General features: G+C 64.0%; 16 protein-coding genes. 4 read left to right on the top strand and 12 right to left on the bottom strand.

The genetic code is table 11. The features are described 5' to 3' along the window. Positions 1 to 61: 61 nt before the first annotated feature. The 10 genes from AC0V7N_RS32420 to AC0V7N_RS32375 form a co-directional block, all read right to left on the bottom strand. Positions 62 to 1,225 carry an ABC transporter permease subunit gene (locus tag AC0V7N_RS32420; protein WP_496627522.1) on the bottom strand — a complete coding sequence of 388 codons (1,164 nt, stop codon included), beginning with the start codon at positions 1,223 to 1,225 and terminating at the stop codon, positions 62 to 64. 82 nt (positions 1,226 to 1,307) lie between these two features. Further along, complete coding sequence (locus tag AC0V7N_RS32415) at positions 1,308 to 1,649, bottom strand: hypothetical protein (RefSeq protein WP_496627520.1); 342 nt, start codon at positions 1,647 to 1,649, stop codon at positions 1,308 to 1,310. After that, positions 1,649 to 2,341: a transporter substrate-binding domain-containing protein gene (locus tag AC0V7N_RS32410; RefSeq protein WP_496627519.1), complete on the bottom strand. Its 693-nt coding sequence runs from the start codon at positions 2,339 to 2,341 to the stop codon at positions 1,649 to 1,651. Before AC0V7N_RS32410 ends, AC0V7N_RS32415 begins: the two co-directional genes overlap by 1 nt. Positions 2,342 to 2,429: 88 nt before the next feature. After that, a complete protein-coding gene (locus AC0V7N_RS32405) occupies positions 2,430 to 3,377 on the bottom strand; it encodes a LysR substrate-binding domain-containing protein (RefSeq protein WP_475452305.1) in 948 nt (315 codons plus the stop codon). Between the two features lie 82 nt (positions 3,378 to 3,459). After that, positions 3,460 to 4,209 (bottom strand): SDR family NAD(P)-dependent oxidoreductase, encoded by a 750-nt coding sequence (locus AC0V7N_RS32400; protein WP_475452304.1) that lies wholly within the window; start codon positions 4,207 to 4,209, stop codon positions 3,460 to 3,462. Positions 4,210 to 4,221: 12 nt separating this feature from the next. Beyond that, the gene (locus AC0V7N_RS32395) at positions 4,222 to 4,932 is read right to left on the bottom strand and encodes an SDR family oxidoreductase (RefSeq protein WP_475452303.1); all 711 of its coding nucleotides are present in this window, start codon (positions 4,930 to 4,932) and stop codon (positions 4,222 to 4,224) included. A 288-nt stretch (positions 4,933 to 5,220) separates the two neighbouring features. Then, positions 5,221 to 6,009, bottom strand: a complete 789-nt coding sequence (locus tag AC0V7N_RS32390; protein WP_475452302.1) for a FadR/GntR family transcriptional regulator — start codon at positions 6,007 to 6,009, stop codon at positions 5,221 to 5,223. A gap of 151 nt (positions 6,010 to 6,160) precedes the next feature. Continuing rightward, positions 6,161 to 6,508, bottom strand: coding sequence for a RidA family protein (locus tag AC0V7N_RS32385; protein ID WP_475452301.1), 348 nt, complete (start codon positions 6,506 to 6,508; stop codon positions 6,161 to 6,163). 39 nt (positions 6,509 to 6,547) lie between these two features. Further along, positions 6,548 to 7,354 (bottom strand): SDR family NAD(P)-dependent oxidoreductase, encoded by an 807-nt coding sequence (locus tag AC0V7N_RS32380; RefSeq protein WP_475452300.1) that lies wholly within the window; start codon positions 7,352 to 7,354, stop codon positions 6,548 to 6,550. Further along, a complete protein-coding gene (locus tag AC0V7N_RS32375) occupies positions 7,347 to 8,159 on the bottom strand; it encodes a shikimate dehydrogenase family protein (protein ID WP_475452299.1) in 813 nt (270 codons plus the stop codon). Before AC0V7N_RS32375 ends, AC0V7N_RS32380 begins: the two co-directional genes overlap by 8 nt. Positions 8,160 to 8,292: 133 nt before the next feature. On the opposite strand from AC0V7N_RS32375, the gene AC0V7N_RS32370 reads away from it, so the two are divergent. Both AC0V7N_RS32370 and AC0V7N_RS32365 read left to right on the top strand, forming a co-directional pair. Then, positions 8,293 to 9,057, top strand: a complete 765-nt coding sequence (locus tag AC0V7N_RS32370) for an HpcH/HpaI aldolase family protein (protein WP_475452298.1) — start codon at positions 8,293 to 8,295, stop codon at positions 9,055 to 9,057. A gap of 14 nt (positions 9,058 to 9,071) precedes the next feature. Next, positions 9,072 to 10,289, top strand: coding sequence for an NAD(P)/FAD-dependent oxidoreductase (locus tag AC0V7N_RS32365; protein ID WP_475452297.1), 1,218 nt, complete (start codon positions 9,072 to 9,074; stop codon positions 10,287 to 10,289). A gap of 58 nt (positions 10,290 to 10,347) precedes the next feature. Here AC0V7N_RS32365 and AC0V7N_RS32360 read toward each other — a convergent pair whose 3' ends face one another. Then, positions 10,348 to 10,848 carry a peptide deformylase gene (locus AC0V7N_RS32360; RefSeq protein WP_475452296.1) on the bottom strand — a complete coding sequence of 167 codons (501 nt, stop codon included), beginning with the start codon at positions 10,846 to 10,848 and terminating at the stop codon, positions 10,348 to 10,350. A gap of 74 nt (positions 10,849 to 10,922) precedes the next feature. Next, complete coding sequence (locus AC0V7N_RS32355; protein WP_475452295.1) at positions 10,923 to 11,513, bottom strand: amino acid synthesis family protein; 591 nt, start codon at positions 11,511 to 11,513, stop codon at positions 10,923 to 10,925. Between the two features lie 164 nt (positions 11,514 to 11,677). Here AC0V7N_RS32355 and AC0V7N_RS32350 point away from each other — a divergent pair, with 164 nt between their 5' ends. Continuing rightward, complete coding sequence (locus AC0V7N_RS32350; protein ID WP_496627515.1) at positions 11,678 to 13,477, top strand: helix-turn-helix domain-containing protein; 1,800 nt, start codon at positions 11,678 to 11,680, stop codon at positions 13,475 to 13,477. Positions 13,478 to 13,652: 175 nt separating this feature from the next. Continuing rightward, a complete protein-coding gene (locus AC0V7N_RS32345; protein WP_475452292.1) occupies positions 13,653 to 14,630 on the top strand; it encodes a flavin reductase family protein in 978 nt (325 codons plus the stop codon). The last annotated feature ends 13 nt before the right edge of the window (positions 14,631 to 14,643 follow it).

The raw sequence follows: 14,643 nt of genomic DNA, 5'->3' as shown, positions 1-14,643 counted from the left end.
AAAAAGCGTCGCCTCAGATCCTCGAGCTTTCCGGGGGCGGGGGAGCGACAATCTCCATGTCTCAGCCCCTCAACTGATTGCCCTTGAGGGCAATGGCCTTGTTGAGGCGATTGAACAGCGCGGCCAGCGAGAGATTGATGGCGAGGAAGCCAGCCATCAGGATGCCGATCACTTCGAGGGTCTGGCCGGAATGATTGATCGTCAGCGCCACGATCATGAAGAAATCCGTGAAGCCGACCGCGATGCCCATCGTGGTCGCCTTCATCAGCCAGACATACTGGTTGGCAAGGATCGGCAGCATGGCGCGCAGCGCCAGCGGCAGCCGCACCAGCGTGAACACCCGCCATGGGCTCAGGCCCAGCGAGAGTGCGGCTTCCATCTGGCCCTTGCCGACAGATTTGAAGCCACCGCGCACGATCTCGGCGATGTAGGAGCCGCCATAGATCGCGATGGCGATGGCCAGCGCGGAAAACTCCGGCGGAATGCGCAGGCCACCCCTGAGGTTCAGGCCCTGCAGCGCCGGAAAGTCGATGAATGGCGCGTCAGGCAAACTGCCGATCGCCAGGATGACCGCCGCGCAGGCGAGCGCTGCCGCCGCGCCGGCGAATTGGATGCCACGCCGCTGGCCGATTGCCTGGTTCAGCCGCGATGTTCTGCCCAGCCAGAGCGGCAGCGCCATTGCCGCGAGCAAGGCGAACAGGGCAAGCGCCATTGTCACGCCGCCGACATTCGGGAACGGGATGTAGAGCCCCCGGCTGGTGAGCAGGAAGCCCCAGGCTTCGTGCGCGGCGCGCGGCGGCGGCAAATGCGTGATCAGCGCATACCAGAAGAAGACCTGGAGGATCAGCGGGATGTTGCGGAAGATATCGACATAGGTGCGGCCAAGCAGCTGCGCCAATTCGTTGGAGGAGGTCCGTGCCAGGCCGACGATGGTGCCGACGACCGTCGCCAGGATCAGGCCGACGGTCCCCAGGAACAGCGTGTTGGTGATGCCGATGAGGAAGAACCACCAATAGGGGTCATTGGCGGTGGCGGGCAGCAGCGTGAAGTTCACGTCCCAGCCCGTCGACTTGAACAGGAAGTCGAAGCCGGAGGTGATGCCTTGCTCAGCCAGATTCCGTCGCGCGATCACGACCCCGGCGAGCACCAGTGCCGCGATCGAGCCGACATAGAGAACCTGCAACAGCGTGTTGCGGACCTTCTGATTTCTCAGCAGGCTGACCATCGATCAATCTTCCTCGAAATTGCCGTCGGCTCCGCCCGGCAGAGGCCGGGCGGAGCCTGGAACAGGATGCGTTCAGACCCGATCAGTCGATAACCAGCGGGAACAGGACGCCGCCATTGTTCCAGAGATTGGTCAGCTCACGGTCCATCTTGTAGGGCGAACCCTTGCCGAGATCGCGATCGAAGATCTCGCCGTAATTGCCGACGTTCTTGATCACCTTGTAGGCCCAGTCGTCGGAGAGCCCGAGACCCTTGCCCATGCCCGGCGTCACACCGAGGAATTTGGCCACCTGCGGCGAGGTCGGCTTGGCCTTGATCTCGTCGACATTCTTGGAGGTGATGCCTTCCTCCTCGGCGAAGATCAGGGTGCTCAGCGTCCAGTTGGCGATGTCGACCCAATTGTCGTCGCCTTGCCGCATGATCATCACTTCAGGCTCGACCGCGAGCACGTCGGCAGGATGACGTGGTCTTCGACCTTGCCCTTGGCGATGCGCGCGATGGCCAGCGTCGGACCCCACTGCGCATAGAGATCGCAGCGCCCCGAGAAATAGGCCTGCTCGAGTTCCTCGGTCTTTTCGATGAGCACAGGCTCGAGCTTGATGCCGAGCTTGGCCGTATAGGCCGCAACCTGCTGTTCCTGCGAGGTGCCGGCGGGAATGCAGATCGTGCCGCCGTTGGCATCCTTCAGCGACTTCAGATTGAGTTCCTTGTGCGCCATCACCTTGGTCGTGCCGAGGTAGTAGGACATGGAGAATTGCAACCCGAGCTCCGTATCGCGGCTGAGCGTGCCGCCGGATGCCTTGATGATGATGTCGACATCGCCCGACTGCAGAGCCGGCCAGCGCTGCGCCCAGCTGATCGGAACGACCTTCAGCTTGGTCGGATCGCCGAAGACGGCCGTGGCCACCGCCTTGCAGAGGTCGATGTCCATACCCTTCCAGTTGCCCTTGTCGTCCACCTCGGCAAAGCCGAGATAGGAACCGTCATGGCCGGTGCAGTTCAGCACGCCGCGTGCCTTGACCGTGTCGAGTGTCTTGCCGCCCGCCGCTTGCGCCGGCGCCGAAAAATGCACGAGGCCAAGGGCCAGGGCCGCAGCCCCCCATTTCATCGTCTTCATGTTGTCGTCTCCGCTGTTGAGGTTGTTCCGTTTCTTGTTGTTGGAGCCGCGAAAGGGACCTTTCGCAGCTCGGTCTCGAAGCCGCCTCCTAGTCGGAAAGCGGGGTCGGTTTCGGCAAGGAGATCGCGAGGTCGCTCCGCCAGTCCTGCTGGGCCAGCCATCGATGCAGGGCGGCAACCGCCTTCACGCGCAGATGCCCGCGCGGCACGACAAGATAGAAACCCGGAATTTCCTCCGGCCGCATATCGGCGATGGCATCGCGGCCGATCGGCGCGACCAGCGTGCCCGCTCGGAAATCCTCCTCGGCGTCGATGACGGAGACCAGACCCACGCCGATACCCTGAAGGGTCGCCCGGCGCATGGTCGCCGCATCGTCGAAGCTGATGCTGCGGTCACCTTCCGTCAGCTCGACGCCGAGGTGGCGCAATATGTCCGGCCACAGGCGCTTCGACTTGACGGTGTCGAGCAGCGTGAACTTCGTCAGCTCATGCGCCGACTTGATCTTTTTGCCGATATCAGGTGTGCAGCAGATGATCTTCGGGTCCGGCACCAGCAGCGTGGTCTCGTAGTCGGGCCAGTTGCCGTAGCCCCACTGCACCGTCATATCGATGTCGTCGCGGCCGAAATCGGGCAGGTCGACCATGGTCGTCAGGCGCAGATCCGCGCCCGGCAGGATTTCCCGGAACAGCGAAAGCCTGGGCAGCAGATAGTGCGTGGCGAAATACGGGCTGGCATTGAGGTTGATGCGGTCGCGGTAGGTCGATTTGGTGACGCGGCGCACGCCTTCCGAGAACTCGTCGAAGCCGGCTTTGATGTAGTGCGAGAGCAAGATGGCGGACTCGGTCAACTCGATCGACCGGCCCTTGCGCTCGAACAGCGTCACCTGAAGCGTGTCTTCCAGCAGCTTGATCTGCTGGCCGACCGCTTGCGGTGTGACCAGCAATTCATCCGCGGCGTACCGAAAGCTCTTGTGCTGCGCGACGGCGTGGAAGACGCGAAGCGCGTTCAGCGAGGGAAGGCGCAGCTTGCCGGTCATCGAAAATTCCGCTCCTTCCGCTCGAGGCTCCGTTGATCATGCACTGCCGTACTTCAGTCACCGCCGGTTGCGGAAAGCCGCCTCAGGCGTAGATATAACCACCTGAAACGATGACGTTTTCGCCGGTCATATAAGTGTTCTTCGGGCCACCCGTCATGAGCACCCATTCGGCGATCTCGGCCGGCTCGGCACCGCGGCCAAGCGGGCTTGCCTTGGCCAGTTCCTCCAGGAAGCCGAGCGCTTTTGCCTTCTCCGTGGCCATGCCGGCCGGCGCCACCGAGTTCACCAGGATGCCGTCCTTCGCCACATGATGGGCGAAGGAACGCGTCAGGCTGACGACCGCGGCCTTGGTTGCCGCATAGTGGGCGTTCTGCGGATGTGCCTTGAAAGCGTCGACGGAGGTCAGGTTGACGATGCGGCCGCGCACATGCGCCTTCGGCTCCTGCGACTGCATATGGCGAACGGCCGCCACCATCATGTGATAGGTGCCCTTGATGTTGATGCCGTTGGAGGCGTCCCAATCGGCGTCGCTGATTTCCAGAAGCGGGCGGCGCGGATAGATCGCGGCGCAATTGATCAGTGTGTCGATGCGCCCGAGCTTGGAAACGATGGCGTCGAAGGCGGTATGGCATTGCGGGCCGACCTGGATGTCGCAGGCGGCGGCCGCGGTCGGTAGGCCCTTGGCCTTCGCCGGCGCGAGCGCGGATTGGGCGGCCTCCTGATTGATGTCGATGATGCCGATCTTCGCCGCCCCGGCCTCGACAGTCATCTCAGCCAGGAGAGCGCCGAGGCCGGCGCCGCCGCCAACGATCAGAACGGAAAGATCCTTCATTTAAAGTTTTCCTTACTTGGTGCCGCTTGGCGAGGTCGGCCAGGTCGGCATGATGTCGAAACGGGTGACGTCGGCCCATGCGGGGAGCGCAAGCACCGCGACGACCATCCTGGCCACGTCCTCCGGCTGCACCACTTTGCTGGCGTACATCGCGGCACGCGCCTTGGCGTCGAGTATGTCCTGGTAGAGCTGCGTCTCGACACGGCCGGCGACGATCTCGGTGACGCGTATGCCTGATGGAGAGAGGTCGGCGCGCAGTGCGGCGGCAAAGCCTGAGATCGCCGCCTTGGTGGCTGAATAGACGGCAATGTTGGAATAGGCCGCGTGGCCCGCGGTGGAACCGGTGAACAGGATGTGGCCTGACTGCCGCTCGCGCATCTGCGGCACCACAAGGCGGGTGAGCAGGATCGCCGCGCTGAGGTTTATCTCCAGCGTGGTGTCGATGTCTGATATCTTCATGTCGGCGAAATTGCCGAGCGGCGGCATAATCCCGGCATTGTTGATCAGCACGTCGATGGTGAGGTCCGCCAGGACCGCCTCCAGCGCCTCGCGATCGGTGATGTCGACGGCAATGGGTATGATGCCGGGCCGCTCGGCCTGCAGCGCCTTGAGCGCCGCCTGGCTGCGTCCGACCGCATAGACGTCGTAGCCGGCATCGCTCAACGCGATCGCCATGGCCCGCCCTATGCCGCTCGTCGCTCCTGTGATGAAGGCTGTCGTCACCTGGGCTTCCCCGTTTGCCTGGATTTCAATGTGCGGCGCTGGCCGGCGCCGCGAAACCAAGAAAACCAGCAAAAAGGAAAGATAAACTTTCGAATTTTCTTATCGCGTCCGAAAATCGGGCAGGTGGTCACTCCGATGCCGAGGCTGAAAATCCGGGGAAACATTCGGAAAACGGCAGTTTACGCCTGCCAAAAACGGTCTCGGTCAGCCGGCGGCGCAAAAACATGGCTTTCGCAATGCATGGCTAATCTGAGCCCCGGCGAATGCCTGTGCGATCGAAGTCGCCAGCTATCCGCCGGTCGGGGAGGGCCTCTTCATATCGGTGAACAGCGAGGCCGCTGCCGCCTTCTGCTCCGCCTCTGTCGCCTCGACGCCGGAAGCCCGGGCCAGCGCCCGCACACGCCCGAGGCTGTTGTGCAAATGCTTGCGCATGGCCTGGCGCGCGGCGCGGCCGTCCTGCCTCTCGATGGCGTCGACGATGGCTTTGTGCTCGTTGTGGATGCGCGTGTAGTAGCTGTCCTTGCGCTCTGGCGTGACCACATAGCCGAGCTGGAAGCGCGGGACGATCATCGGCCTGAGATAGGCGAGGAAGCCGTGGATGAATTCATTGCGTGCCGCCCTGGCGATCGCCAGGTGGAAATCATAGTCGTAGTGGATCTGGACGACGGCCGGATCGGCCTGCTGGGCGTCGACCTGTTCCATCAGGGCGCGGATTCCGCTCGCCTCCGCGTCGGTTCGACGTTCCGCGCAGAGCCCGGCGGACTCCACTTCGACGCTTAGCCGCAGCTCGAGCAAGGCGATGGTTTCCGGCAAAGTCCTCAGCGCCTCGTCCGGGATCGAGAAATTGCGCGGCGCCGGTGTTTCGCTGACGAACATGCCGCGCCCCTGCTGCGGCACCACCATGCCGTCGGAGCGCAACCGTGCCACCGCCTCTCGCACCACGGTGCGGCTGACATCGTATTCGGCGCAAAGCTCCGCCTCGGTCGGCAATTGCGCGCCGGGATGCAGCGAGCCGGAAAGGATCTTTTCGGACAGGCTTTCCGCCACGACGGTGGAAAGCGGCTTGCGCTTCGTCATCAGTCTCCCCTTAGAGCGTTTCGACGTTTCATGGAAACGGAGAAACGCTCTAACTCTTTGTTTTGAAGCAATTCCAGACGGAAAACCGCTCACACTTTTCCTGGAATTGCTCTAGCCAGATTCGCGATAATGCCCGAACCGGCAGGACCATTCAAACCGCCGCTGTGACGATCAACTCGACCAGCATGCCGGGCTTGGCCATCCTTCCTTCGCCGGAAGAACGCGCCGGCGCATGCTCTTTCGGTATCCAGGCGTCCCACACCGTGTTGACCTCGTCGAAATCCCTGACGTCATCCAGCCACATCTGCACATGCAGGATGCGGGTCTTGTCCGTGCCTGCCTTGGCGAGCAGCGCATCGATCTTGCCGAGCACCTCGCGCATCTGGTCGGCCGCGGATTGGCCCGGCCTCGCGACCTGGCCGGTGAGGTAAAGCGTACCGTTGTGGATGACGCCGTGGTGGATGCGGGTGTCGAAGTCGAAACGCTGGATATCGTTCACGGATTGTCCTTGTCAGATTTCCGGCGTCGCCGGATGGGGTCAGATTGCCGGCGTCCGCCGGATGGGGTTGCCTTGCAGGTATTGCGCGTAAGGGGCCTGAACCAACCAGCCGGCGTCGACAGGCAAGGTAACGCCGGTTATCGACGCCGCACGGTCCGAGCAGAGGAACAGCGCCGCCTCGGCAACGTCGCGCGGCTCGACGAAGCGGCGCAGTGCCGTGGTCGCCTGGATCGCTTCGGGGTTGCGTTCGCCCTTGGCGATCCTGGCTTTCAGCCCATCGGACAGCGTGTAGCCGGGCGCCACCGCGTTGACGCGAACTCCGTGCGGGCCAAGCTCCGCGGCCAGGATCTGTGTCAGCGCCAGCACCGCATGCTTCCCGGGCGTGTAGGCCGGCAGCGACAGCGGCGCGAAGGAGGCGAGCGAGCCGACATTCAGGATCGCTCCGCGTCCGGAAGCTGACATCAGCCGGCCGAACACCTGGCACCCCAGCAGCGTGCCGCGATAGTTCACCCGCCACATCTTCTCGTCCTCGTCCAGGTCCTGGTCGAGCACATGCTTGCCGCTCTGCAGGATGCCGGCGCAGTTGACGGCGACTTCAGGCGTGCCGAACGCAGCGCTGACGGTCTGCGCCAGCGCCTCCACCGAGGCGGCTTCGGCGACATCGGTCTGGACGAACAGCGCGCGCGGCGCGCCCGCTGCCTCGCAGGCACTGGCCGATTCCTTGCCTCGGATCGCGTCCCGGCCGGCGACGGCGACTTGGTAGCCGTCCTCGGCGAAGCGCAAGGCAATCGCGCGGCCTATGCCGGAGGTGCCGCCGATGACGACGGCGGTCAATGTCTCAGCCATGACTGCGATCCCTGCGCTCGATGTCGAAGAATTCGGCCATGGCTTCAACCTGGAAATCCATCATCGGGCGTCCGGGCTGGACGCGGCAGCCGATCGCCTTGGCTGCCTTGAGCAGCGCCGTCTCGGCCGGTTCCATGATGATGTCGACGACCGTCATGTCAGGCGTCAGCTTGGTCACATCCATAGGCAGCGGATCGCTGGCCATCAGCCCGGAAGGCGTGGCGTTGATCGCCATGTCCATGCCGGACGGATCGGGCTGGCCAACCTCGATACGGCATTTTGGAAAAGCCTTGCCGACCAGCGCGGCCAGCTTTTCCGCGCGTCCCCTGTCGATGTCGGTCAACCGGATCTCCGCCGCGCCTTCCTCGGCGAGGCAGTAGGTCAGCGACGCACCGGCGCCGCCGGCACCGACCTGGAGGATGCGGCGGCCGGCAATCTGGTGCCCGCCCGCCTTCAGCCCGTCGATGAAGCCGACACCGTCGAAATTGTCGGCGTACCAGCTTCCATCGGCCTGGCGGCGCACCGAATTGGCGCTCTCAACCCGCGCGGCGCGGTCATGCGCGGCCGAGCACTTGTGGTAGACCGCGACCTTGTACGGCACCGAGATGATGACGCCGCGAATGTTCTCGGCCGCCGTGATGCCGGCCCAGAAGGTATCGAAGTCTTCCGGACGGCAGCTCAGCGGCACCATCAGGCTGTCCAGGCCCTTCTGCTCGAAAATCTCGTTGAACATGCCGGGGCTCTTGGCGTGGCCCACGGGATGGGCCAGCATGACGAAGACATCGGCCTTGCCGGTTCCGCGCATCGATTTATTCCTTTCCGTTTGACAGTTCATGGTCGCTCAGCGGTCGGGCACATCTTGCATCGAGTCAAAGTCATATGATATAGGACATCATACAAATTTCAATGCAGCTTCTTTGACTGGAGACCACCGCGAAATGCAGGAGCGCCGCAACGTTCTGAAGGCCGCCGTGACGGCCGGCCATGCCCATATCGGCATCTGGTGCTCGCTGGCTTCCGCCCTCACCACCGAGATCGTCGCCGGTTCCGGCGCAGGCTGGGTGCTGATCGATAGCGAGCATAGCCCGAACGATTTGCGCAGCATCATGGCGCAGCTCCAGGTGATCGCCGGCTTCGACAGCGAGCCGGTCGTCAGACTGCCTTCCGACGATGTCAATCTGATCAAGCAGGTGCTCGATATCGGCGCCCGCAGCCTGATGATCCCCAATGTGCGCACGGCCGATCAGGCCCGCGCTATCGTCGCCGCCATGACCTACGCACCTGGCGGGTTTCGCGGCTTCTCGGTGGGTCACCGTGCCAACGCCTTCGGCCGCATTGCCGGCTACCACGCCAAGGCGCGTGAGCAGCAGCTTCTCGCCGTGCAGATCGAGGATGAGTTGGGCGTCGCCAATGCCGCCGCGATCGCGGCCGTTAACGGCGTCGACGTCCTCTTCGTCGGTCCCGGCGACCTCTCCGCCAATATGGGCGCGATGGGCAATCCGGGTGCCGCGCATGTCCAGGAGGCGATCGCCTCGGTGCGCAAGGCCGCAACGGCGGCAGGCAAGGCCAGCGGCATACTGGCGCCGGCAAAGGCCGATGCCGACCGCTACCTTGCCGACGGCTTCACCATGGTCGCCGTCGGCTCGGATCTCGGCCTTTTGGCCCGGGGCTCGGATGCCCTGATCGCTTCCTTCAACCAGTAGACGGGAGACAGACCGTGGCAATTCCTGCTTACAAGGCACCGTCGCGTGCTGCCTATGACATCGTCATCGTCGGCGGCGCGGTTGTCGGTTCGTCGACGGCCTACTGGCTGAGCCAGGCGCTGGGCAATGGCGCCTCGATCCTCGTGGTCGAGCGCGACTCGAGCTACACCTTCTCGTCGACCGCGCTCTCAACCAGCGCCATCCGCCAGCAATATTCCAATCCGATCAATGTGAAGATCAGCCAGTTCGGCATCGACATCATCCGCGGTTTTCCGGAGCGGATGGCGCCGTTCTACAAGGATGAGCCGGCGCCCGATCTCGGCTTCAAGGAACATGGCTATCTCTACTGTTGCTCACCCGAAGGCGTGGAGGCGGCGCGCGAACGCGTCGACCTCCAGCGCAGCCTAGGCGCCCATACAGTGTTCCTCGAACCGGGCCCGCTGAAGGAACGTTTCCCCTGGCTCAATGTCGAGGACCTTGGCGGCGGCTCCTGGGGCTCGCGCGAAGAGGGCTGGTTCGATTCCATGGGCCTGCTCAACGGCTTCCGCCGTGCGGCGCGCGCCAGCGGCGTCGAATATGTCGACAACGCCGTGACCGGATTGGATATCGCCGATGGGCGCGTCGTCTCGGCCCGGCTCGCGACCGGCGAGGTGATTTCCTGCGGAACCCTGGTCAACGCCGCCGGCCCGCGTGCGCAGCAGGTCGCCGCCATGGCTGGCCTGTCCATCCCGGTCGCGCCCTACAAGCGCTACAGCTTCGTCTTCGCCAGCGCCACTCCGATCCCCGGCCGGATGCCCAATGTCATCGACCTGTCAGGCACATTCGTGCGGCCGGAAGGCGAGCTTTTCCTCACCGGCAACACGCCGCAGGGCGACGGACCGGCGGACTATGACGACTTCGAAATGCACTTCGAGGAGTTCGACGACTACATCTGGCCGGCGCTGTGGCACCGCATTCCGGCCTTCGATGCACTAAAGGTCCAGACCAGCTGGACCGGCCACTACGAATACAACATGCTCGACCACAATGGCATTGTCGGCTTCCATCCGGAGGTGACCAACTTCATGTTCGCCAATGGTTTTTCGGGACACGGGCTGCAACAGTCGCCGGCGGTGGGCCGGGCGGTGTCGGAGCTGATCGTTCACGGCGCTTTCCAGACGCTCGATCTGTCGCCGTTCTGTTACGAGCGCATTGCGCGCAACGAGCCGTTCCTGGAAGAAGCGGTGATCTGAGGCGAGGGGCTCTGGACTTTGCCCAGCCTGGCGACGGCGAATGCGTTGATACCGTCGACTAAAAGCCCCGCTGCTGTTTCTGGTATCGTTTGACCAGCCGCTCCCGCTTCAGGCGGGAGAGTCGCTCGATCCAGAAGAGACCGTCGAGCTGGTCGATCTCGTGCTGGTGACAGACAGAGAGCAGGCCCTCGGCCTCCTCGATAGCGTGGTCGCCGTCCAGGGTCTGGTAGCCGATGCGGACACCTGCATGCCGTTCAATCTGTTCCGTGACCCCTGGCATGGACACGCTGCCTTCGACATGGCGGATCGTCTCGGTGGATGCCCAAAGAATGGTCGGGTTGACGTAGCTGCGCAGGCCCGCCGAGGGCGACACTTCGATGACCACCAGCCGTTTCAGGATGCCGATGTGAGGCGCGGTGATTCCGATGCCTGGAGCGGCGCGCATCGTGTCGGTGAGATCGCCGGCAAGCCGGTGCAGGTCCTCGTCAAAGACCGATATGGGCTCGGCGACGGAGCGTAGACGAGGATCGGGAAATCTCACGATTGGCCGTATCGTCACATGTCACTCCCGCGTTCGGCAATCGCAGAGGCTAACGTCAGGCGATCGAGAGGCCAAGCCGGCTGGGCAATATGTCAGGCTTGAACGGCGAGCCGCTCTTTCTCCATCTCGGCCATGTCCTGGAAGCGGTCGGCGATGCGGGGATGGATGCGGCCGCCATCCGCCGCGCCGATGGCGACGACGATCTCGTCCGCGGCCGGGCCGTCGGCGATCTGGAAGTTGGCGGTGATGAAATGCGAGCGGCGGCCGTTCTCGCTCTTGTGCATCATCGGCAGCGACAGCAGCGCGCCAGGCGCGTTGCGTGTGTTGCAGAATTCGAGATAGGTCGTGCCGCCGACGGCATCGCGGAAGACATTGCCGAAGCGCAGCGTGTGGATCATGGCGGAGGCATGCTCGATCTCGCCGGCGGTTCCGACGGCGGCCGCCTTGCCGTAGCTTTCGATGCGTTCCGCCGGCATCAGCCCAATCAGGCGGCGCGTGAGTTCCTGCCCGAGCCGGGGTGCGATGGCGACAATCTCCGGCCGCAAATCCTCGACGAAGCCGCGCCCGGCCCATGGATTGCCCAAGACGGCGGCGACGACGATCGATGTCACCGGCCTGGCGGCCGCCCTGCTGCCCTCAAGGTGCACTTCCTCGATGAAGGTGCAGATTTTTCGCAATTCCATGATTTGGCCTCTCCACGTGGAAGCGCAAATCTAATGAGCGCCAATCGGCGGGTATTCCTCCGGTTCGTAGGAAGAATCGGCGTGCGCCCCGCTTGGAAGCGGTGTAGCGTTGGTACATCCGCGACGGCTAAAATTCGCCCTTCGCGAGTGGCGGAAGATCAGGCGTGGACCACGAGTCGCAAATTCTTTCCTTGCGGGACGCCGCCAGCCTCATCAATTCGGGCGGCGATCTCCAGTCCGTGCTGCGCGACCTCGTGCTGGCGGCCTGCCGTCATGCCAAATGGACGCTGGGCTCGATCATGGGCATCGACGCGCCGCATGGCCACGCCTATGTCATCGTGCGCCACGATCCGACGCTCATTCACCGCACGCTGCCGGATCGCTGGGAACTGGCCACCAGTCCCTCGATCGTCGCGCTCAACCGCAATGAGCCGGTCTATATCAGGGACGCGCGGGTGTCGGAGGAGTTTCCGGGCTATCGCCGCGAGGCCTTCGAGCGCGACTACCGCAGCGTGCTGGTCATGCCGATGAACTGCGTCGACGAGGACGGCCGGCCGATGGTGCTGACCGTCGTCTCGCGCGAGATCACCGAAGTGATGGCGGAGGATATCGCCTTCATCGGCATGATCGTGCATCTGGGCGAGATCGCGGTCGAGAAACAGCATCGGCTGCGCCAGGAGAAGCAGGCCGGCGAACGCCTGCAACGCGCGCTTTCGGCGCACACCTCGCTTCTGCAGCAGGCCTTGTCGGACGGATCGGTGGTCTCGCTCGCCGAAAAGGTCAGCGAGCTTCTGCCCAATCCGGTGGTGGTGATCGATTTCCATGCCAATCTGGTCGTCGCAGGCCGTTCCCCGAGCGCGGCGCATTTCGACGTCACCTCGTGGCAGCAGGCGGTGAGCGGAACGCTCAGCCGGCAGATCTTCAAGATCGCGCGCGGCGCGTCCGACGGGCGCCACACCGAGACGCTGTTCGTCGATGACGGCAAGCGGCAACTCAAGCTTTCGGTGCGCATCGAGCCGCTGACCATCGACGCCGAAGTGGTTGGCGCGATGATGATTTTCCCGACGCCACAGGCATCGGGCCAGCTCGATCAGATGCTGCTCGACAGCACCAAATTCGCACTCAGCGTGCAGATGATGCGCAGCTTCGTCCGCTTCCGTTTCGAGACGCGTTCGCTGACCGAGCTTTTCCTGGAGGTGGCGGAGCGCCGCTGGCGCGACGAGGCCGATATCGTCAATCGCGCCCGCCGGCTGGGGCTCGACTTGACCGTTGCGCAGAAGATGATCGTCGTCGATCTCGCCGAGCAGGTGAAGGACGGCGCCATCGGCCTTGCCGATCCGCATCATGCGCTGGTGCGTCTCCTGCAGCAGGCCGGCATTGCCGGCACGGCCATCGCGGTGGAGGATGGGCTTGTCTGCCTGGTTCCTGCCGATGCCGGGCAGGACGGCGCGCGTTTCGCGAAATTGCCGCACCGGATCGCGGCCGAGCTCGGCCGCTATTTCGAGCGCGAACCGGTGGTGGTGCTTTCCGAGGCCTGTGCCGCGCTGGCCGATTATCCCATCGCCTGGGAGCGGTGCCGCCGCATGATCCGGATCGGCCGTTCCTTCGGGCGCACCGGTGTTTTCGCCGGCCAGGATTTCGGCCCGCTGCCGATATTGGTCGCTGCCGCCGACGCCCCCGACGTGCGCGGCTTCGTCGAGGACAGCGTCGGCGCTCTGATCGCGCACGACCGCGAGCACGGCACGCCCTATCTGGACACGCTGTTTGCCTATCTGCGCGAGGGCTGCCGCAGCCAGGCCTGCGCCGACGCCATCGGCCTGCATGTCACAACCTTGCGCTATCGCCTGTCGCGCATGGAGGAACTGTTCGGGATCCGTCTCGACACGCCCGAACAACGCTTCGCGGTCGAACTCGCGATCCGTCTTAGCGGCATCATCGACAGCCGCGTGCCGACAGCCCGCTAGACTCTCTTGACCTCGCCATCACTGTAGCGACGCGGCAGCCGCCGCAGGCGCGGGCTTGTCGCGCCTGCACTTGCTCTGGATGGCAGCAGCACGCCGCGACATCTTTCCTACAGACCGGAGGAAGAATGCCGGCCGGCACCTGCCTAGCTTTCGTCCGACAATCTGGAGGAAAGCAATGGCGAACGCGGTGGCACAAAGGACGATCGATCCGATCGCCTTGCGTCGTGCCTTCGGCACCTTCGTCACCGGCGTCACCGTCATCACCACGCGCGACTGCGACGGCTATCCGCGCGGCATGACCGCCAACTCCTTCACCTCGGTTTCGCTTGACCCGCCGCTGCTCCTGGTCTGCGTCGGCAAGGCGGCGGCGAGCTTTCCCGCCTTCAACGAAACACGGTCCTTCGCGGTCAATTTCCTGCATGAAGGCCAGGTCGATGTTTCTTCGGTGTTCGCGTCCAAAGCGGCGGACAAGTTCCAGTCGGTCAACCATGACCGCGCCCACACCGGCGCGCCGATCCTCACCGACAGCCTGACATGGTTCGACTGCACCGTTCACAACCGCATCGAGGCCGGCGACCACATCATCCTGATCGGCCAGGTCCAGGCTTTCGGAACCAGCCCATCGGCGCCGCTCGGATTTTGCCGCGGCCGTTACGCCAGCGTCAAGGATCCGCTGCCCGCCGGCTGGCTGGCCTCGCAGGACATGATCATCGGCTATCTGGTCGAAGCGGGGAACCGCATCCTCTTGCGCACCGATGGCAAGGGAAGCTGGGTGCTGCCGACGGCGCGGCGCCGCAAGGCCGACAGCCAGCTCGTCCTCGATGGCGGCGAGGCGCTGAGCCTCGTCCCGGAAAACACCTTCCTCTATTCGGTGTTCGACGTCGCCGACAGCGACCCCGGCTATCTGATCTACCGCGCCGAACTCAGCCGTGAGAGCGCTGAAGCCGCACTTCCGGATGGCCACGCCTTCTTTTCCGTCGACGCGCTGCCCTATGAGCGGATCGCCACGCATGAATTGCGCGCCATGCTGCGCCGCTATGCGCGCGAGCGCCAGGACAAGCGCTTCGGCATCTACATCGACACCGGTGACGGCGGTCGCGTCGCCATGATCGACGGCCAGTCGCAATCGTGGACGCAGGCCGCGTCCGAATGATGTTCCACGCAGG

The sequence above is a fragment of the Mesorhizobium kamtschaticum genome (assembly GCF_056174585.1).
The sequence above is the reverse complement of the archived record's forward strand: the minus strand, read 5'-3'. Positions and strand labels throughout refer to the sequence as shown.